Below are 18,171 nucleotides of genomic sequence, written 5' to 3'. Positions count from 1 at the left end.
AACGTCATTCAGCCTCCGCCCAGCAGTGCCACCCGCACGCCCTTGGAGTACTGCGAGTCGCGCAGTTCGATCGCAGCGGGCAGCGTTCCGGTCGGGACGTCGAACGCGCACTTGACGAGCACCGTGTTGCCCGGACCGACGGAGACGACGTCCGCAGGTGAGTCGAGGTTCAGCGCGTTCCCGTAACTCTTGCCCGCGGGGTCCCTGAGCGTCTGGTCCTGGCAATACACCGATCGCGGCCGATCGCCCCTGTTCCCTACCGCGAGGTTGACGACCACAAAGACACCTTGCGCGGTCCGGTGGCCGGTCTGCGGGACCCCGAGGTTGATCGCCGTCACGGTGAAAGCCAGGTCGCCGACCCGGACCTCGTCGTTGAGTGACGGGTTGGAGGCGTGCGGCGCGCCCAGGCAACCCGAGGACGCCAGGGCTGCCAGGGTCCACACCACAGCGGTGTTGCTGCGCACCCCAGCACAGGTACCAGCAGATCCCGCGCGGGTAAAGCGGCGCACCCTCGTACTGTGTCGCCCATGTCAGCGAACCGCCACAACATTCCCTCAGACTCCGGGTTCGAACCGGTCGTCGGCTATTCCAGAGCAGTGCGCGTCGGCCCGTTGGTGGCGGTGGCCGGCACTACCGGCAGCGGCGACAGCCTCGCTGCGCAGACCCGGGATGCATTGCGCCGCATCGAAACTGCCCTCGGCCAGGCCGGAGCCACGCTGGCCGACGTCATTCGCACCCGCATCTATGTGACCGACATTTCCCGATGGCGCGAAGTGGGCGACGCACATGCCGAGGTGTTCGGACAGATCCGTCCGGTCGCCACCATGGTCGAGGTGTCGGCGTTGATCGCACCCGAGCTGCTGGTGGAGATCGAGGCCGACGCTTACGTCGCGTCCTGAGCGCCGCGTAGCGCCGGGAAACTACCGTCGGCCGCTGGCGGGTAGGCCACCGCCTTGATGACCGCCTGGACCGGCAGCGGGCCATACAGATGGGGAAAGCGCATCGACTCCGGGTCGGTCGGCACTCCGCGCTCCCATCGGACGGGCGCGTCGAGAGCCGCGGCGTCGAGATACAGCAGCATCATGTCGCCACGGCCGCGGTAGAGCCGATTGGCCGGCAGGTGAACCTGCTCGATGGTCGACAGATGGACGAACGCCTCGGCCTCCGGGCCGGCGGACTCCGGCGGGAAGAAACCCCGCTCCTGAGCGCCGGACCACTCCTGCTCAGAGCACAAACGCACCAGTACAGCGGCAATTTCCGACACGGTGATTACCCTGCCCCATTTGTGGGCAAATATTCGTGAGAAACGACACACCTCATAACGGTCAGGGAACAAGGCGAAAACTCTGAACGTCTGACAGAGTGAAATTATCGCCAGAACGGAGGAGCCATGAACGCAACTCTGACCAGTCCCGAGCTCACTCGAGCGGACCGCTGCGATCGCTGCGGTGCCGCCGCCCGGGTCCGCGCCAAGCTGCCTTCGGGCGCTGAGCTCCTCTTCTGCCAGCACCACGCCAACAAGCACGAAGCCAAGCTGGCTGAGCTGGCGGCGGTGCTGGAGGTCAGCGGCCAGTAATTGCCGCAGAACTCGCCCGGCCCAATGTCGCGCGTGCGAGGTCTGATGGGCAATGCTGGACGGGTATGAGCGACCAGGTCCCAAAACCCGCCCGCCACCACGTCTGGCAAATAAGCCGTAGGACGCTGTCCAAGGCGTGGGACGATTCGATTTTCTCGGAATCGGCGGAAGCCGGTTTTTGGACCTGTCTCTCGACGCCCCCGCTATTGCTGGGCATATTGGGCACATTGGCCTGGGTGGCGCCGCTATTCGGCGCGGACACCCTGCCCTCGATCATCAAGAGCACGCTGTCGACGGCCCGGAACTTCTTCTCTCCCAACGTCGTCAACGAGATCATCGAGCCGTCCATCCGCGACATCACCACCACTGCCGGTGGCGAGGTCGCCTCGCTGGGTTTCCTCATCTCGTTGTGGGCAGGCTCGTCGGCTATCTCCTCGTTCGTCGACGCCGTGGTGGAGGCCCACGATCAGACGCCGTTGCGTCATCCGGTCCGGCAGCGGTTCTTCTCGCTGTTCCTCTACATCGTGATGTTGGCGTTCGTGGTCATCACGGCGCCGGTGGCGGTGGTGGGCCCGCGCAAAGTGAGCGAGCACATCCCGGTCGGTCTGCAGAATCTGTTGCACTACGGCTACTACCCGGCGTTGATCCTCGGTCTGATGGCCGGAGTGACCGTGCTGTACCGCGTGGCGCTGCCGGTGCCGCTGCCGACGCACAGATTGATACCGGGCACCGTGCTGGCCTCGGTGGTGTTCCTGGTCGCGACTCTCGGCTTGCGCTTCTACCTGCGGTGGATCGGCAGCACCGGCTATACCTACGGTGCACTGGCCACGCCGATCGCGTTTCTGCTGTTCGCGTTCTTCGGCGGCTTCTCGATCATGATCGGCGCTGAGTTCAACGCCGCCATCCAAGAGGAATGGCCGGCACCAGCCACGCACGCGCACCGCCTGCGGAACTGGGTCCTGCGCCGCACCGCCGCGCTGTCGGGCTCGGCGGACCCGGCGCCACCGCAGCCCAACACCGCGGCGATGGAACCGGCCGACCCGGTGGAACCGAAGGCCTGATCAGCCCTTCTTGAGCCGCTCGTAGATCTGCTTGCAGTCGGGGCACACGGGCGAGCCCGGCTTGGCGGCCTTGGTGACGGGAAATACCTCGCCGCACAACGCGACAACGTGATTGCCCATGACCGCGCTCTCGGCGATCTTGTCCTTCTTGACGTAGTGGAAGTACTTCGGCGTATCGCTACCGGTCCCGTCGTCGGTGCGTTCGCGGGTATCGGTGCGCTCGATCGTCTGGGTGTCCATCCCTCATATTCTGCCTCCTGGCCTGCCACCAGACACCGGGGAAACCGGAATCGGCTGAGTGTGCAACAGTGGATGTATGAAGCGGGGCCCAGAGTTCGACGGCTTCGACCAAGAGGGCCGGCCTGTACTGATCACTGCTGCCGCACCGTCCTACGAGGTGCAGCATCGCGCGCGGGTGCGTAAATACTTGAGCATCATGGCTTTTCGGATACCGGCACTGCTGCTGGCCGCTTTCGCCTACGGCGCGTGGCACAACGGTCTGGTCTCGCTGCTGATCGTGGCGGCCTCTATACCGTTGCCGTGGATCGCCGTTCTGATCGCCAACGACCGGCCGCCGCGCAGCGCCGACGAGCCACGGCGCTTCGAGCCCGCCAGGCATCGCACGCCGTTGTTCCCGACCGCCGAGCGCCCGGCGCTGGAGCCGCGGCCGCACTTCGCACCGCGGCCTGATCCGCAGACGATTGACCCGGACGGTTCCGACTAACCGTCCCTCTCGCGCCACTTCTCAGGACATTCTCAGGTCAGCGCCGTATTTGTGCACGTCACGGGGTGTGAGATGAGGATCGGGTGGGAACTCAACCGGCGGGCTTCTCGTTAACCACATGACAAGACAAGCCAATCGGGAGGGCGCAATGGCCGAACTCACTACACGGGCCACCACAAGCCGGTTCGACGGCGATCTGGATGCTCAAAGCCCAGCTGCAGACTTGGTGCGCGTGTATCTGAACGGCATCGGAAAGACGGCGTTGCTCAACGCCGCCGACGAAGTCGAGTTGGCCAAGCGCATCGAGGCCGGGTTGTATGCCGAGCACCTGCTGGAAACCCGGAAGCGCCTCGGCGAGAACCGGAAACGCGATCTCGCTGCGGTGGTTCGCGATGGTCAGGCCGCCCGTCGTCACCTGCTGGAAGCCAACCTGCGATTGGTGGTGTCGCTGGCCAAGCGCTACACCGGACGCGGCATGCCGCTGCTCGACCTGATCCAGGAGGGCAACCTCGGTCTCATCCGGGCGATGGAAAAGTTCGACTACGCAAAGGGTTTCAAGTTCTCCACGTACGCCACGTGGTGGATCCGGCAGGCCATCACCCGCGGCATGGCCGACCAGAGCCGCACGATTCGGCTTCCCGTCCATCTTGTCGAGCAGGTCAACAAGCTCGCGCGGATCAAGCGGGAGATGCACCAGAATCTGGGCCGCGAAGCCACTGACGAGGAGCTGGCCGAGGAATCCGGCATCCCCATCGAGAAGATCAACGACCTGCTCGAGCACAGTCGCGACCCGGTGAGCCTGGACATGCCGGTCGGCTCCGAGGAAGAGGCCCCGCTGGGTGACTTCATCGAGGACGCCGAAGCCATGTCCGCGGAGAACGCGGTGATCGCCGAACTGCTGCACACCGACATCCGCAGCGTGCTCGCCACGCTCGACGAACGCGAGCATCAGGTGATCCGGCTGCGTTTCGGTCTGGATGACGGCCAGCCGCGCACCCTGGACCAGATCGGCAAGCTGTTCGGCCTGTCGCGCGAGCGGGTTCGCCAGATCGAGCGTGACGTGATGTGCAAGTTGCGCCACGGCGAGCGGGCCGACCGCCTGCGGTCGTACGCCAGCTGAGGCGTCGCCCAGGCCCATTTGGCAAGCTTGGTACGAGACGGTGTGCCCGCCGCGCATGCGCGGCGGGCATACTGCTGCGGTGGGGCGTTTTGGACAAACCACTGGCGCGGCTGGCGAAGTAGACTCGGCGGCAACGGAGGATGCTGAATGAACGACCTGGTCGATACCACCGAGATGTACCTACGGACGATCTACGACCTCGAGGAAGAGGGCGTAACGCCGCTGCGCGCCCGCATCGCCGAACGGCTCGAGCAGAGCGGACCGACCGTCAGCCAGACCGTCTCCCGGATGGAACGCGACGGGTTGCTCCGTGTCGCGGGCGACCGGCACCTCGAACTCACCGATAAGGGCCGGGCGCTGGCCATCTCGGTGATGCGCAAGCACCGCCTCGCTGAGCGCCTGCTGGTCGACGTCATCGGACTGCCCTGGGAGGAAGTGCACGCCGAGGCATGCCGGTGGGAGCACGTGATGAGCGAGGACGTGGAGCGCCGGCTGGTCAAGGTGCTCAACAACCCGACGACGTCGCCGTTCGGCAACCCGATTCCCGGACTACTGGACCTCGGTGTCGGCCCGGACTCCGGCGCCGACGACGTCAGCCTGGTGCGGCTGACCGAACTTCCCCCCGGATCACCGGTTGCCGTCGTGGTCCGCCAGCTCACCGAGCACGTGCAGGGCGACATCGACCTGATCGCCCGCCTCAAGGACGCCGGCGTGGTGCCGAATGCGCGCGTCACCGTCGAAAACGGCCAGAGCGGCGGGGTAACCATCCTCATTCCCGGTCACGAGAACGTCACCCTGCCACACGAGATGGCGCACGCGGTCAAGGTCGAGAAGGTCTGACCCCCGTCCGGTTCACTCAGCCCGCGCGTTGGCCGAAGGTCTGCCGCGGCGGCAATCGCACGCCGAGTTGCTCGGCCAGCCGATAGCCCGTGCCGCCCAGCTGCCGAATGTCCGTGGGCCGCAAGCCTGATTGCAACGCCTGATCCAGCATGCCTGCCATCCGGTGACCCGGGTCGCAGCGCAGCGCCGCGTCCAGCGACAGACCCGCCAGCGGTCCGTCGCCGCGCACGTAGGCGCTGAACGCCAGCAACACCAACGCTTCCACCCGCCACGGCTGCGGCAGCAGGCGCGCCAGCAGGACCCACAGCGACTCCGCGGCATCCGCGTCCTCCCCCACCGCGAGCGCGTACAACGTGTCGCGCACCTGGACGTCGGTCAGCGCGCAACCCACCTCGGCCAACTCAGCGTCGGACAGCGATTCCCCGTCGTCGACCCGCGCGGCCGCCGCCATCGCGTTCTCCACATCGCGGCGGCTGCAGCCGGCGGGGTCTGCGTCGTGCTCGATCTCGCGGGCGCTCGCGGCCCGTTCCACCACCGGCAAAAGTGCCGCGCTGCGCAGCGGGTCCAGCGCGATCACCGCCTGCAGATCGGCACGTCGTGAGTAGAGGCGGCGACCTTCCAGAACCGCCGCCGCAGCAACCGGTGACGCCGAGGGATCGTCGATCTCGCCGCCCGCGCCGCAACCGTCGACGCAGTGCCAGCGGCCGCCCGCGACGATGCGATCCACCACATGCGCCGCGTAGTGCTCGATGCCGTACTCCGACAGAGCATCGGTGAGCGCTTCGCACAACTGACGGTGCTCCTCGTTGCATCCCGGACACGCCGCACCCTCGGCGTCGACGATGACCGCGATCACCCTGTCCGGATCCGCCGCGGCAGCGACCTTGACGAGGTCGTCCACCCGGTCGAGGAGTTCGTCGGACAAGTCGGCGCGCACCACCGCCCCGAGGGCTCGGCCCTCGAATGTCACCAGCACCAGCGATTTCTCCGGTACAAAGCCGAGGATCGCCGGCAGCGCGGCGATCAGACTGCCGGGGCTTTTCAGTTCAAAACCAGGTCCATGCGTCGTCATGGCGTCAACGGTGACGACACTCACCGTCACTGCGTGCTCGCGCAACGTGATTCAGCCGCCCGCTTGTGGAGAAAGTCGCGACTGTGGGCTTTATCGTCTACACATGACTTCGATGCGCGAGTACGACCTGGTCGTTATCGGATCCGGGCCCGGCGGCCAGAAGGCCGCCATCGCAGCGGCCAAATTGGGCAAGTCGGTCGCCATCGTCGAGCGTGGCCGGATGGTCGGCGGCGTCTGCGTCAACACCGGCACGATCCCGTCGAAAACGCTGCGCGAGGCGGTCGTCTACCTGACCGGAATGAGCCAGCGCGAACTCTACGGCGCCAGCTACCGGGTGAAAGACAAGATCACCCCCGCCGACCTGCTGGCACGGACCCAGCACGTGATCAGCAAGCAAGTCGATGTGGTGCGCTCGCAGCTGATGAGAAACCGGATCGACCTGGTGCTCGGGCACGGCCGATTCATCGACCCCCACACCGTCCTGGTGGAGGAAGACGCCCAGGGCGAGCGCGTGACGGTCAGCGGTGACTACATCGTCATCGCTACGGGCACCAAACCCGCACGGCCATCCGGCGTCGAGTTCGACGAGCATCGGGTGCTGGACTCCGACGGCATCCTGGACCTGCGGTCGCTGCCGGCGTCGATGGTCGTCGTAGGCGCGGGCGTGATCGGCATCGAGTACGCGTCGATGTTCGCCGCACTGGGCACCAAGGTCACCGTTGTGGAGAAGCGGGACACCATGCTCGACTTCTGCGACCCGGAGATCGTCGAGGCGCTGAAGTTCCACCTACGCGACCTGGCAGTGACGTTCCGGTTCGGCGAGGAAGTCACCGCCGTCGACGTCGGCTCGTCGGGGACCGTCACCACCCTGGGCAGCGGAAAGCAGATCCCCGCGGAGACGGTGATGTACTCGGCGGGCCGCGAAGGCCAGACCGAGCACCTGGGCCTGGAGCACGCCGGCCTCGAAAGCGACCACCGCGGAAGGATTTTCGTCGACGACCAGTTCCGCACCAAGGTCGAACACATCTACGCCGTGGGTGACGTCATCGGATTCCCGGCGCTGGCCGCGACCTCGATGGACCAGGGGCGACTGGCCGCCTACTACGCCTTCGGCGAGCCGACCGACGGCATCACCGAACTGCAGCCGATCGGGATCTACTCGATTCCCGAGGTGTCCTATGTCGGCAAGACCGAGGTGGAGCTGACCAAGGACTCGGTTCCCTACGAGGTGGGCGTGTGCCGGTACCGGGAACTGGCCCGCGGCCAGATCGCGGGCGACTCCTACGGCATGCTCAAGCTGCTGGTGTCCACCACCGACCGCACGCTGCTGGGCGCCCACATCTTCGGCACCAGCGCCACCGAGATGGTGCACATCGGACAGGCCGTCATGGGCTGCGGAGGCACCGTCGACTACCTGGTGGATGCGGTGTTCAATTACCCGACGTTCTCGGAGGCGTACAAGGTCGCCGCGCTGGACGTGACCAACAAGATGCGCGCGCTGCACCAGTTCCGGCGCTAACGGGGCGTCAGCTTCCGGCGCTAAAGCGTGGCGTCAGCAGGTGTCGTCGTAATCGGCCGGCGGGCTGTCACCGGGACCGCCGGCTTCGGCACGGGCCAGCAGTTGCCTGGTATTCTCGTCGAAAGGCGCTGAATACGAGACACTTTCGGTGCACCCGCCGCCTTCGAATCCACCGACCACTCCGACGACCGTCGACCCGCTGATCCATGGCGCGCCACTGGTTCCGTCGACGAGTCCTTTGCACGGCACGGACGGAAACCCGCCATCGGTGACACCGGTGGTGCCTTCGCAGGCAACGGGCCGGCCGCCGACGCCGGCGGGGTACCCCGTCACACTCACCCGGCTGCCTGCCGCCGGCGCGGTACCCAGCGCCAGGGCTGCGCCGGCCCGCCGCTCCACCGATCCGGTGCCGCCGCTGACCTTGGCGATCGCGTAATCCGCGTGCGGATCCCGGCTGGCGATCCAGCGAGCGTCGAAGAAGACCTCGTCGACCGTGAAGGTGTCGTTGGTCGTCGCCTCGCCGACAAAACCGGGAACGAACGTGGCGTCCATCTCACCGAGCAGACAGTGCGCAGCGGTCAGCACCAGGTCGCCGCCCGTGGAATGCACCACCGACCCGGTGCAGACGTGCAGGTTGCCGCCCTCCTGGGAAACGCCGCGAAATATCGCGCCCACCCGCGGATCCAGGACCGCTTTCCCGGGTTCGCTGAGGCGCTGCATCGAACTGCCCGGCTTCGACGGCGGGCTACCGCCGACGGACGCATGATGAGCCGGCCGGGCGCATGACGTGAGTAACACCGCCAGGCTTACCGGCAGGCACAGAATCCCCGTCACGGCGCGCATCGAGATCCATCATGCCTGACAGCGGGCCCTGGCAAGCGAATAGAAACTTCGCCTCGTGCGTTGGTAAGTGGGGCAGCAAAAGGCCCGGGTCATCGATAATGGAGAGCCGCATCGATTGAGGGACACTGGACAGGGCACCCTGGAGAAACCTTGCGAGACCCCGAGAGGAGGCAGCACCGATGTCCGACCACTACGAACCCGAAGAGGCGCAGGAGTACCAGCCAGGACAACCCGGCATGTATGAGCTGGAGTTCCCGGCCCCTGTGTTGTCGACGTCCGACGGCCGCGGGCCGGTGTTGATACATGCCCTGGAAGGCTTCTCCGACGCCGGTCACGCCATCCGGCTGGCTTCCCGCCACTTGCGGGCGGCGCTGGACACCGAACTGGTCGCGTCGTTCGCCATCGACGAACTGCTGGATTACCGCTCGCGGCGACCGTTGATGACGTTCAAGACCGACCACTTCACCAATTACGACGACCCAGAGCTGAGTCTGTACGCGCTGCGCGACACCGTCGGCACACCGTTTCTGTTGCTGGCCGGCATGGAACCGGACTTGAAGTGGGAGCGCTTCATCACCGCCGTGCGACTGCTCGCCGAACGACTCGGGGTGCGCCAGACGATCGGACTCGGCACGGTCCCGATGGCCGTTCCCCACACCCGTCCCGTCACGATGACCGCACACTCCAACAACGCGGACCTGATCGCGGACTTCCAGCCGTGGATCTCCGAAATCCAGGTTCCCGGCAGTGCATCCAACCTGCTGGAATACCGCATGGCACAGCACGGGCACGAGGTCGTCGGGTTCACGGTGCACGTCCCGCACTACCTGACGCAGACCGACTACCCGGCCGCGGCCCAGGCGTTACTCGAGCAGGTGGCCAAGACGGGTTCGCTGGACTTGCCGCTGACGGCACTCACCGAGGCGGCCACCGAGATTCGGGCCAAGATCGACGAACAGGTGCAGGCGAGCGCGGAAGTCGCTCAAGTGGTGGCCGCACTCGAGCGCCAGTACGATGCGTTCATTGACGCTCAGGAAAACAGATCCTTACTGACGAACGACGAGGACCTGCCTAGCGGCGATGAACTGGGTGCCGAATTCGAGCGGTTCCTGGCTCAACAGGCTGAGAAGAAATTCGACGACGACGACAACGCGAAGTAACCGCTTCCGACACGCCTACCCGGCCCGACAACGAGGTTGCCGACATGACCGAGCGGACGCGTACTCTCCGCCCGGTGCGAGAAGTGACATCCCCGTCACTGCAGTTTCGCACCATCCACGGCTACAAGCGGGCGTTCCGGATCGCAGGGTCCGGTCCGGCGATCCTGCTGATCCACGGCATCGGCGACAACTCGACCACCTGGACCGGCGTGCACGCCAAGCTCGCCCAGCGATTCACCGTCATCGCCCCGGACCTGCTGGGCCACGGCAAATCCGACAAACCGCGCGCCGACTACTCCACTGCGGCCTACGCCAACGGTATGCGGGACCTGCTCAGCGTGCTGGACATCGAACGGGTGACGATCATCGGTCATTCCCTCGGTGGCGGGGTTGCGATGCAATTCGCTTACCAGTTCCCGCATTTGGTCGACCGGCTGATCCTGGTGGGTGCCGGCGGTGTCACCAAGGACGTCAACATCGCATTGCGGTTCGCCTCGCTGCCGATGGGGGCCGAGGCGCTGGCGCTGCTGCGACTGCCGATGGTGCTGCCCGCGGTCCAGGTACTCGGACAGTTGGCGGGACTGGCGCTCGGTTCCACGGCCATAGGCCGCGATCTGCCCAACATGCTGCGCATCCTCAACGACCTGCCCGAGCCGACGGCGTCCTCGGCGTTCACCCGCACGCTGCGGGCCGTGGTGGACTGGCGCGGTCAGATCGTCACAATGCTGGACCGATGTTATTTGACCGAAGCCATCCCGGTTCAGATCATCTGGGGTGAGAAAGACTCGGTGATCCCGGTTCGGCACGCCCACATGGCGCACGCCGCGATGCCCGGATCCCGGCTCGAAATCTTCGAGAATTCCGCCCATTTCCCCTTCCACGACGACCCCGCCCGGTTCCTCGACATCGTGCACCGGTTCATCGACACCACCGAGCCACCCGAATACGATCAGGCAGCGCTGCGCGAGCTGTTGCGCAGCGGCGGCGGTGCCCGCACCGTGTCCGGGCCGACCGACACCCGAGTCGCCGTCCTCAACGCCATGGGGGCCGACGAGCGCAGCGCCACCTGATCGAGCACTCGTATCGACCCGTAGGGTCGGGCCATGAGCATCGACGTCACCGTGCTGCGGGTATTCACCGACGCGGACGGAAACTTCGGCAACCCGCTGGGTGTGGTCGACGCCAGCCTGGTCGACCCGGGCGACCGCCAGCAACTCGCACACGAATTGGGTTACAGCGAGACGATTTTCGTTGAACTCCCCGCCCAGGGGGCAACGACCGCGCGCGCGACCATCTACACCCCCCGCACCGAACTGCCCTTCGCCGGTCACCCGTGCGTCGGCGCGTCGTGGTGGTTGCGGCGACGTGGAACGCCGATCAACACGCTGCACCTGCCCGCCGGGTTGGTGCGGGTGAGTTACTCCGGTGAGTTCACCGAGATCAGCGCACCCGCGGAATGGGCGCCGGAATTCGCCATCCACGATTTCGATTCACCGGATGCGGTGCTGCGGGCCGATCCCGCCGATTTCCCCGACGACGTCGCGCACTATCTGTGGGCGTGGGCGGATCGAGAGAGCGGGTCGGTGCGCAGCCGGATGTTCGCGTCGAACCTGGGTGTGGCCGAAGACGAGGCGACCGGCTCCGCGGCGGTCCGGATCACCGAATACCTCAGTCGGGACCTGGTGATCACGCAAGGCCGTGGGTCGCTGATCAAGACGACGTGGAGCGCGGAGGGATGGGCGAAGGTCGGCGGTCGCGTCGCCGATGACGGCGTGCGGCAGGTGAACTGACGCTCAGCTCTGCCGGTGCAGCACTGCAGCCAGATGGTGCTGCTCGGGCTGACCCACGGCCCCCATCCGCAGGGAGTAGGACAGTTGATCGCCGTCGATGCGGAAGGAACGGCTCAAGGCGGTCACCTCTTTCGCGGTCGGCGTGAGCCCGATGTCGGTGGTTGCCAGCTCGATCTCGATGACGTCACCGGCCACCGAGTACGAACCGACTTCGATCTCGGTGATGCCGCTCGGGTGAGCGAGGACCAGTTCGAGCCTTCCCTGCTGCGGTACCCGCAGGTAGCCGGTTTCGGCGTGCAGGGGTTTGCCGTCGGCGGGGGCTTTTGTCTTCTGCCCGTAGACCAGAAACGGTTTGCCCACGTGCGTGAAAACGACCTCTTCGAGGTAGTCGAAAGGTTCGATGGTGGGGTACTCGCCAGCGCCCCGTCCTGTCCAGGTACCCAGCAGGGGCTCCAGCGCTGCGAGAGCGGGGTGGAGTTCGACGGGCATCTATCGAGCCTCAGCCCGGAGTCGACACGTTGCGATGGGCACGCAGTGCCTCGATCTCCCGCTCGAAGTCGTCGGCCGACGAGAAGGACCGGTAAACCGACGCGAAGCGCAGGTACGCCACCTCGTCGAGGTCGCGCAGCGGTCCCAGGATGGCAAGACCGACCTCGTGACTGGGCACCTCCGGCCCCGCGGCCCGCACTGAATCTTCGACCTGCTGGGCCAACAGGTTCAGCGCATCGTCGTCTACCTGGCGGCCCTGGCAGGCGCGGCGCACGCCGCTGATCACCTTTTCCCGGCTGAAGGGTTCGGTAACGCCGCTGCGCTTGACGACCGCGAGCACCGCGGTCTCCACGGTGGTGAACCTGCGCCCGCACTCGGGACACGAGCGGCGCCGGCGGATCGCCTGGCCTTCATCGGTCTCCCGCGAATCGATCACTCGCGAGTCGGGGTGCCGGCAGAACGGGCAGTGCATAGCCGCTCCTTTGCCGCGCCTGACTTCGGGGTACCGCAGAACCACCCCGAGAGTACCTGTGCGCCACCGGCGTGGCCACCGCTGGCGCGATCAGTCCAGCAGCCAGTGGAGACGACCGAGCAAGGTTGGCGCAGAGCGCAATTCGTCCTGCTCCCCGCGGGTTCACCCGATCGGGGCGATCAACGTCTGGCCCGCGGCCACCGCGTTGGAGTCCAGCGCGTTGAGATTGCGGATCCGTTCCACCACGTCGCGAACCGGGGCGCCGGGCGCGACCCGGGTGGCCAGTTGCTGCAGCGACTCACCCGGCTCCACGCGCACCACGGCGAGTGCAGCCGGTACCTGCGCCGACGCGCCGGCCGGTTCGTCGTTCAGCACACTGCCGAAATTGGCCATCAAGCCCAGCCACAGCGTGATGATGCCGGCGAGCAGGGCCAGCCCCATCGTCGTCAGCACCGAGACCGGACGCCGCCGGTGCGACGCTGTCGACATTGCAACGCCGGTGCCGCGGTAATGCATGGGCGCGCCGGCCGGACGGCTGGGACCCGGCCGGTTCGACCGGATCTGCCCGCCGCGATATGTAGGCGACTCGTCGAACGGCCTGTTTGCCGGCCTGTTCACCAGCCTCTGCCCGTTCCAGATGCGCTGCGGGCCCGCGTAGCTGATCGTCATGTCGTTGCCTCCGGTCGACTAAATATCGCTCGTGTGTTCGACCCTAGTCGCTCACATATTCGATATCGAACATCTGAGCGAGGCGTGTCGCACGAGCAAAACGGTAGACCTCACCACCGACAAGGTTTTGTCGGTGCAACCAGCTGGATGAATTTCGAATACCCGATCCATCCGAAAGTTACACACTTGTGATTCCGCTGATCCGGGCCGCTAGGAAGGCTGCGCCGGCCGCTCCGACACGCCGCTCGAACACATGTTTGATTCTTCGGTCGGTGGCGGTTACATTCAGTGGCATGAGCGACAGCAACGACCCCCCAGTAGCTGATCGAGCCGGTTCCGGTAGCGCATCCGGACGAGCCACCGCAGACGGCCGGTTGCATGCCGTCGATGCCGCGCTGACCGAGCGGCAGCGCACCATCCTCGAAGTCATCCGCGCTTCGGTCACCACCCGCGGCTATCCACCCAGCATCCGCGAGATCGGTGACGCGGTGGGCCTGACGTCGACGTCCTCGGTGGCCCACCAGTTGCGCACGCTGGAGCGCAAAGGTTATCTGCGCCGGGACGCCAATCGGCCGCGGGCCGTCGATGTCCGCGCGGCTGATGACGCCGTCACACCCATCGGCACCGACGTGGCCGGGTCGGACGTGTTGCCGGAACCTACCTACGTACCCGTGCTGGGCCGTATCGCCGCCGGCGGACCGATACTTGCCGAAGAGGCGGTCGAAGACGTCTTCCCGCTACCGCGAGAGCTGGTCGGCGAAGGGACGCTGTTCCTGCTCAAGGTCGTCGGCGACTCGATGGTGGAAGCCGCCATCTGCGACGGCGACTGGGTCGTGGTGCGCCAGCAGAACGTCGCCGACAACGGCGACATCGTGGCGGCCATGATCGACGGTGAGGCCACCGTGAAGACCTTCAAGCGGGCGGGCGGTCAGGTCTGGCTGATGCCCCACAATCCGGCCTTCGATCCGATCCCCGGAAACGACGCGACCGTGCTCGGCAAGGTCGTCACCGTCATCCGCAAGGTGTAGCGCCGGAGCGCTGAGGCAGGTCGCGATCAGTCGGCTTTGACGAAGCCGTTAGCTTGCGCGACGACCTCGCTGGCGAACCAGATCTCGGCCAGTGTGTCGTGGTACAGCGCACTGTCGGGCGTGTAGTACAGGCCGAACCGCGCGCTGGCCTTGATCGGGTAGCCGTCCGGCGCCCGATACGGGTCGTCGTCCAAGGGTAGGTGGATGGTCGGCCGCGCCGCTGTGTCTGCGGCCAGAGGAGCCTCGGCCTGGGGCGGCGCGGCATAGGCCGCCTCCGTCGCCGCCGGTGCGTAGCCCGGTTCATCCGCGGCGGCATGCCGCCCCTTCCGCGGCTCGGGTGCGCCGACGACGGTATCCGAGGCGGCCGCGTCGGGCACCTCCTCTTCGGCGGGACCACCGCGGGGGTAGAAGATGTCCGGGAATTCGTGCTCAGGATGGGTTTCGGGCACCTCCGGCGCTACCGGACCCTCGCTGCGCGGCACCGAGGACTCCGCCTCGAAGGCTTCCGGCGAGATCGTTTCCGCGACCTCCGGCTCGGCCTCGACGAGCTGGCCGAAGGCGCCGCGCGTCACGATGGGCGTCGGGGTGGTGTCCACCGCGTCCGGATCCTCGTCACCTTCGAACTCGTCGTGTTCGTATTCCTCGAAGTCGGTTTCCTGCTCGGCACCGTGGGCATAGTCATCGGCGCCACGGGCGTAGTCGTCGCGGTAATCGGCGCTCTGGTCGCGCTCGTCGTGATAGTCCTCGCCACCGAGATCACGTTCCCCGACACCGGCCGGGGTCCCGCCCCCTCTGGACCAGCTCACCCGCGGCGCTGCACCGTATTCCGGCACCTCGTGCTCTTCGGGGTGGTGTTCGACGGGCGGGAAGCGCTCGGAGCCGTAATCGACGTCGTCGTGCGACCAGCGCCCGTCTGCACCCGCGTCGAACTCGTCGGCCACGTCATGGCCGCGGTCGTAAGCGGGAGCGGCCCGGCCGGCGCGACGGCGGCGCAGGCCGAATACCACCAGCACCGACATCAGGATGAGCAGCAGCACCGGCACCGCCACCGCCAACCACCACCAGTGGAAGGTGAACTTCTTGCCGGGTGGGGGCGACGCGGAGGTGCTCGGCTGGTTCTGTCCCGACACCTGCAGGCCGGACAGCAGCGGCGCGAGGTTCGCCGGATCGGTGGTGAAGGTGTTCTTCGCGCGATTCCACGACACCTTGCCGCCGGTGAACTTCTGCGATACCACGTCGCCGTCCACCGCCTGGTCGCCGACCGGCGCGCCGAGTTTGCCGGTGGCTCCCTTGAGCTTGTCCCACGCCGCCTTCATGGCTCCGCGCACGACGAATGCGCCGTGATCAGGAGTCCAGAAGATCACCGGCTTGTCCGCGGCCGAGAACGTGGCGATCCGGCTGGCCGGCGTGATTCCACCGTCGGCCTCGTTGGCGATCGGGAAGCCGAGGTCGCTGCTGACCGGTCCGCCCAACGACTCGTACTTCTGCAGGATCGCTCCTTCGACGGCGTTCGCGCCGGTCGCCGGGCTGAAGAAGATCTTGCCGCCGTTGAACTCCTGGACGATGCCGTCGCCACCGATCGGACTCGGGCCGCCCTTCTTGGCCCCCAGTGGTCCGTTCGCGCCGCCGGCCGCGCGCCACGCCATGTTGATGGCAGCGGTGGGATCGATGGGTATCTGAAGGCCTTTGAGCTGGTCAGCCAGCGCCGGCGGGTTGGTGCTGAATTCCTTGGTTTTCCTGTTCCAGGAGACCTCTCCGCCGGTGAACTTCTGCGACGCCACCTCACCGTCGTAGGTTTCGTCCCCGGTCGGCGCTCCCAGGACTCCGCCGGAACTGCCGAGTTTGTCCCACGCTGCGTTCAGGGCGCCGCGAACCACGAACGCGCCGTGATCGGGGGTCCAGAAGATCACCGGATTGTCGCTGGCCGCGAATGTGCTGACCCGGCTGTCGGGTCCGGCGAGGCCGGGTACCTCGTTGATGGTCGGGAAACCGAGATCACTGTTGGCCGGACCGCCCAGCGATTCGTATTTGTCCAGGATGGGGCCGAACATGTACTTGGCACCGGTGGCGGGGGTGAAGTACATCTTGCCGCCGTCGAAGTCCAGAGCGAACCCGTCGCCGATGGGATAGACGTCGCCTTTCCTGGCCCCCAGCGTCGATGACGCGCCGCCGGCCTTGTCCCACGCGGCCATCATGGCCGCCTCGGCGTCGCCGATCGGCGACGCGGACGCGGTAGGCGCCAGCAGCGCCAGGGCCAGCCCGGTGGCCAACGCGGCGGCCGTCAGGCCGACTCGCGCACGCCCGACCAACTTGCTCAATTGACCCCTTTGCCCGTTCACCAAGCCTCCCAGCCGATGCCCTGCCCACCTGGCGAGCAGGCGGATTCACCGCCGTGGGCCGTTTCCCGGCAGCGATGCGCATCGCTTCCGGGCTCGCATAACTTTGCTCTAGCGAACGAGATATGCGAAGTCAAATCGTACATATTACGGAAACGGATACCGAGCCGATGTCGAAATGATGCCGTGCCGCGCTCATGTCGCGAGAAACCGCGCTGCGCCCCGGGCATCAGTTGGGTTACCGTGCCGGAGACGACATCCCGCCTGGCATGCCGGCCGATCCCGCGAGAGGAAATCCAGCGCGCATGGGTGTTTCCGGACTTGGCTGGGCCTTGACCATCGTGCTGATCGCCGGGTTGATGCTGTTCGACTATGTCTTTCAGGTACGCAAGACGCACGTGCCGACGCTACGTCAGGCCGCAGCCTGGTCGGCAACCTATATCGGAATAGCGGTGCTTTTCGGCATCTGCATCGCCGTACTGGGCAGCCCGCGCATGGCCGTCGAATACTTCGCGGGCTACCTGAGCAACGAAGCCCTTTCCGTGGACAACCTTTTCGTATTCCTCTTGATCATCAGCAGCTTCGGGGTTCCGCGGGTGGCGCAGCAGAAGGTGCTGTTGTTCGGTATCGCGTTCGCGCTCATCGCGCGCACCGTCTTCATCGTCCTGGGCGGCGCACTCCTGAACAACTTCAACTCGGTCTTCTACCTGTTCGGTGTGGGGCTGCTGATCATGGCCGGAAAGCTCGCCAAACCGGCAGAGACAGAAGAGAGTAACGCCGACAACTTGGTCATCCGGCTGGCCAGTCGCTTCCTGCGGACATCGAAGGAGTACGACGGCGACGGGTTGTTCGTCGTGCAGGACGGTCGACGGGTCATGACACCGCTACTGCTGGTGATGATCGCCGTCGGTGGCACCGATCTGTTGTTCGCTTTCGATTCGGTGCCGGCGATGTTCGGTCTGACACAGAACATCTACCTGGTTTTCGCGGCGACCGCCTTTTCGCTGATGGGTCTGCGTCAGCTGTACTTCCTGATCGACAACCTGCTCGATCGACTGGTCTATCTGACCTACGGCCTGGCCGTGATTCTGGGCTTCATCGGCGTGAAGCTGATCCTGGAAGCGTTGCACGACAACAACCTTCCATTCATCAACCACGGCAGGCCGGTCCCGGTCGTGGAGTTGAGTATCACGGTGTCGCTGCTGGTGATCGTCGCCGTGCTGCTCACAACCACAGCGGTGTCGCTGCTTTCGGCGCGCGGTCGCATACAGAACGCCGCGAGCCGGGCCCGCCGGCACGCGCTCGAGTACCTGACCTCGACGCAGGATCCGGCGCAGCGCGAAGCGGCATATGCCGAATTGTTGCGGGCGGAGCGCGAAATGAACTCGCTGGCAAGCAAATACGAGGCGCGCGAGGATCATGAACTCGCGGCGCTGCTACGACGCGCGCACGATGCGCACGATGCGAGCTAG

21 protein-coding genes are annotated in these 18,171 nt (G+C 66.1%); 12 read left to right on the top strand and 9 right to left on the bottom strand.

The window, feature by feature from the left end; translation table 11 throughout:
• Window positions 1-8: 8 nt before the first annotated feature.
• A complete protein-coding gene (locus AO501_RS35785) occupies window positions 9-464 on the bottom strand; it encodes a DUF4352 domain-containing protein (RefSeq protein WP_055578421.1) in 456 nt (151 codons plus the stop codon).
• Between the two features lie 63 nt (window positions 465-527).
• On the opposite strand from AO501_RS35785, the gene AO501_RS14720 reads away from it, so the two are divergent.
• On the top strand, window positions 528-899 hold the full coding sequence (locus AO501_RS14720; RefSeq protein WP_055578420.1) for a RidA family protein: 372 nt from the start codon (window positions 528-530) through the stop codon (window positions 897-899).
• Here the strand turns inward: AO501_RS14720 and AO501_RS14715 are convergent.
• Window positions 884-1,264 (bottom strand): DUF952 domain-containing protein, encoded by a 381-nt coding sequence (locus AO501_RS14715; protein WP_156452564.1) that lies wholly within the window; start codon window positions 1,262-1,264, stop codon window positions 884-886. The two genes, AO501_RS14720 and AO501_RS14715, sit on opposite strands and share 16 nt — an antisense overlap.
• Window positions 1,265-1,390: 126 nt before the next feature.
• On the opposite strand from AO501_RS14715, the gene AO501_RS14710 reads away from it, so the two are divergent.
• Window positions 1,391-1,576 (top strand): DUF7455 domain-containing protein, encoded by a 186-nt coding sequence (locus tag AO501_RS14710; protein ID WP_055578419.1) that lies wholly within the window; start codon window positions 1,391-1,393, stop codon window positions 1,574-1,576.
• A gap of 65 nt (window positions 1,577-1,641) precedes the next feature.
• Window positions 1,642-2,637, top strand: a complete 996-nt coding sequence (locus AO501_RS14705) for a YihY/virulence factor BrkB family protein (RefSeq protein WP_055578418.1) — start codon at window positions 1,642-1,644, stop codon at window positions 2,635-2,637.
• On the opposite strand, the gene AO501_RS14700 is transcribed toward AO501_RS14705, so the two are convergent.
• The gene (locus AO501_RS14700) at window positions 2,638-2,877 is read right to left on the bottom strand and encodes a DUF3039 domain-containing protein (protein WP_055578417.1); all 240 of its coding nucleotides are present in this window, start codon (window positions 2,875-2,877) and stop codon (window positions 2,638-2,640) included.
• 76 nt (window positions 2,878-2,953) lie between these two features.
• Between AO501_RS14700 and AO501_RS14695 the strand changes: the two genes are divergently transcribed.
• The 3 genes from AO501_RS14695 (at window position 2,954) to AO501_RS14685 (ending at window position 5,321) form a co-directional block, all read left to right on the top strand.
• Complete coding sequence (locus tag AO501_RS14695; protein ID WP_055578416.1) at window positions 2,954-3,361, top strand: DUF3099 domain-containing protein; 408 nt, start codon at window positions 2,954-2,956, stop codon at window positions 3,359-3,361.
• Window positions 3,362-3,509: 148 nt separating this feature from the next.
• On the top strand, window positions 3,510-4,481 hold the full coding sequence (gene sigB / locus AO501_RS14690) for a sigma-70 family RNA polymerase sigma factor SigB (protein WP_055578415.1): 972 nt from the start codon (window positions 3,510-3,512) through the stop codon (window positions 4,479-4,481).
• 147 nt (window positions 4,482-4,628) lie between these two features.
• Window positions 4,629-5,321 carry a metal-dependent transcriptional regulator gene (locus tag AO501_RS14685; RefSeq protein WP_055578414.1) on the top strand — a complete coding sequence of 231 codons (693 nt, stop codon included), beginning with the start codon at window positions 4,629-4,631 and terminating at the stop codon, window positions 5,319-5,321.
• A gap of 16 nt (window positions 5,322-5,337) precedes the next feature.
• On the opposite strand, the gene AO501_RS14680 is transcribed toward AO501_RS14685, so the two are convergent.
• A complete protein-coding gene (locus tag AO501_RS14680) occupies window positions 5,338-6,393 on the bottom strand; it encodes a DUF4192 domain-containing protein (protein ID WP_055578458.1) in 1,056 nt (351 codons plus the stop codon).
• A gap of 112 nt (window positions 6,394-6,505) precedes the next feature.
• On the opposite strand from AO501_RS14680, the gene sthA reads away from it, so the two are divergent.
• Window positions 6,506-7,912 (top strand): Si-specific NAD(P)(+) transhydrogenase, encoded by a 1,407-nt coding sequence (gene sthA / locus AO501_RS14675; protein ID WP_156452567.1) that lies wholly within the window; start codon window positions 6,506-6,508, stop codon window positions 7,910-7,912.
• Between the two features lie 33 nt (window positions 7,913-7,945).
• Here the strand turns inward: sthA and AO501_RS14670 are convergent, their stop codons facing one another.
• A complete protein-coding gene (locus AO501_RS14670) occupies window positions 7,946-8,755 on the bottom strand; it encodes a trypsin-like serine peptidase (RefSeq protein ID WP_055578412.1) in 810 nt (269 codons plus the stop codon).
• 179 nt (window positions 8,756-8,934) lie between these two features.
• On the opposite strand from AO501_RS14670, the gene AO501_RS14665 reads away from it, so the two are divergent.
• Genes AO501_RS14665 through AO501_RS14655 form a run of 3 tightly spaced genes read left to right on the top strand, consistent with a single transcriptional unit; the run spans window position 8,935 to window position 11,705 of the window.
• Window positions 8,935-9,915, top strand: a complete 981-nt coding sequence (locus tag AO501_RS14665; protein ID WP_055578411.1) for a proteasome assembly chaperone family protein — start codon at window positions 8,935-8,937, stop codon at window positions 9,913-9,915.
• Between the two features lie 44 nt (window positions 9,916-9,959).
• Window positions 9,960-10,985, top strand: coding sequence for an alpha/beta fold hydrolase (locus AO501_RS14660; RefSeq protein WP_055578410.1), 1,026 nt, complete (start codon window positions 9,960-9,962; stop codon window positions 10,983-10,985).
• Between the two features lie 33 nt (window positions 10,986-11,018).
• A complete protein-coding gene (locus AO501_RS14655) occupies window positions 11,019-11,705 on the top strand; it encodes a PhzF family phenazine biosynthesis protein (protein ID WP_055578409.1) in 687 nt (228 codons plus the stop codon).
• Between the two features lie 3 nt (window positions 11,706-11,708).
• On the opposite strand, the gene AO501_RS14650 is transcribed toward AO501_RS14655, so the two are convergent.
• The 3 genes from AO501_RS14650 to AO501_RS14640 form a co-directional block, all read right to left on the bottom strand.
• Window positions 11,709-12,194 carry a peroxynitrite isomerase gene (locus AO501_RS14650; protein ID WP_055578408.1) on the bottom strand — a complete coding sequence of 162 codons (486 nt, stop codon included), beginning with the start codon at window positions 12,192-12,194 and terminating at the stop codon, window positions 11,709-11,711.
• Window positions 12,195-12,204: 10 nt separating this feature from the next.
• Window positions 12,205-12,666, bottom strand: a complete 462-nt coding sequence (gene nrdR / locus AO501_RS14645; protein ID WP_055578407.1) for a transcriptional regulator NrdR — start codon at window positions 12,664-12,666, stop codon at window positions 12,205-12,207.
• A 162-nt stretch (window positions 12,667-12,828) separates the two neighbouring features.
• Window positions 12,829-13,335, bottom strand: a complete 507-nt coding sequence (locus tag AO501_RS14640; protein ID WP_082658635.1) for a LysM peptidoglycan-binding domain-containing protein — start codon at window positions 13,333-13,335, stop codon at window positions 12,829-12,831.
• 293 nt (window positions 13,336-13,628) lie between these two features.
• On the opposite strand from AO501_RS14640, the gene lexA reads away from it, so the two are divergent.
• Window positions 13,629-14,363, top strand: a complete 735-nt coding sequence (gene lexA, locus AO501_RS14635; RefSeq protein ID WP_055578406.1) for a transcriptional repressor LexA — start codon at window positions 13,629-13,631, stop codon at window positions 14,361-14,363.
• Window positions 14,364-14,389: 26 nt separating this feature from the next.
• On the opposite strand, the gene AO501_RS14630 is transcribed toward lexA, so the two are convergent.
• Window positions 14,390-16,702 (bottom strand): LGFP repeat-containing protein, encoded by a 2,313-nt coding sequence (locus AO501_RS14630; RefSeq protein ID WP_082658634.1) that lies wholly within the window; start codon window positions 16,700-16,702, stop codon window positions 14,390-14,392.
• Between the two features lie 302 nt (window positions 16,703-17,004).
• Between AO501_RS14630 and AO501_RS14625 the strand changes: the two genes are divergently transcribed.
• Complete coding sequence (locus AO501_RS14625; protein WP_055578455.1) at window positions 17,005-18,171, top strand: TerC/Alx family metal homeostasis membrane protein; 1,167 nt, start codon at window positions 17,005-17,007, stop codon at window positions 18,169-18,171.

Origin of the sequence: Mycobacterium gordonae, from assembly GCF_001417955.2 — a bacterium.
Lineage (GTDB): Bacteria > Actinomycetota > Actinomycetes > Mycobacteriales > Mycobacteriaceae > Mycobacterium > Mycobacterium gordonae_B.
This window is presented reverse-complemented; position numbering and strand designations above follow the sequence as displayed.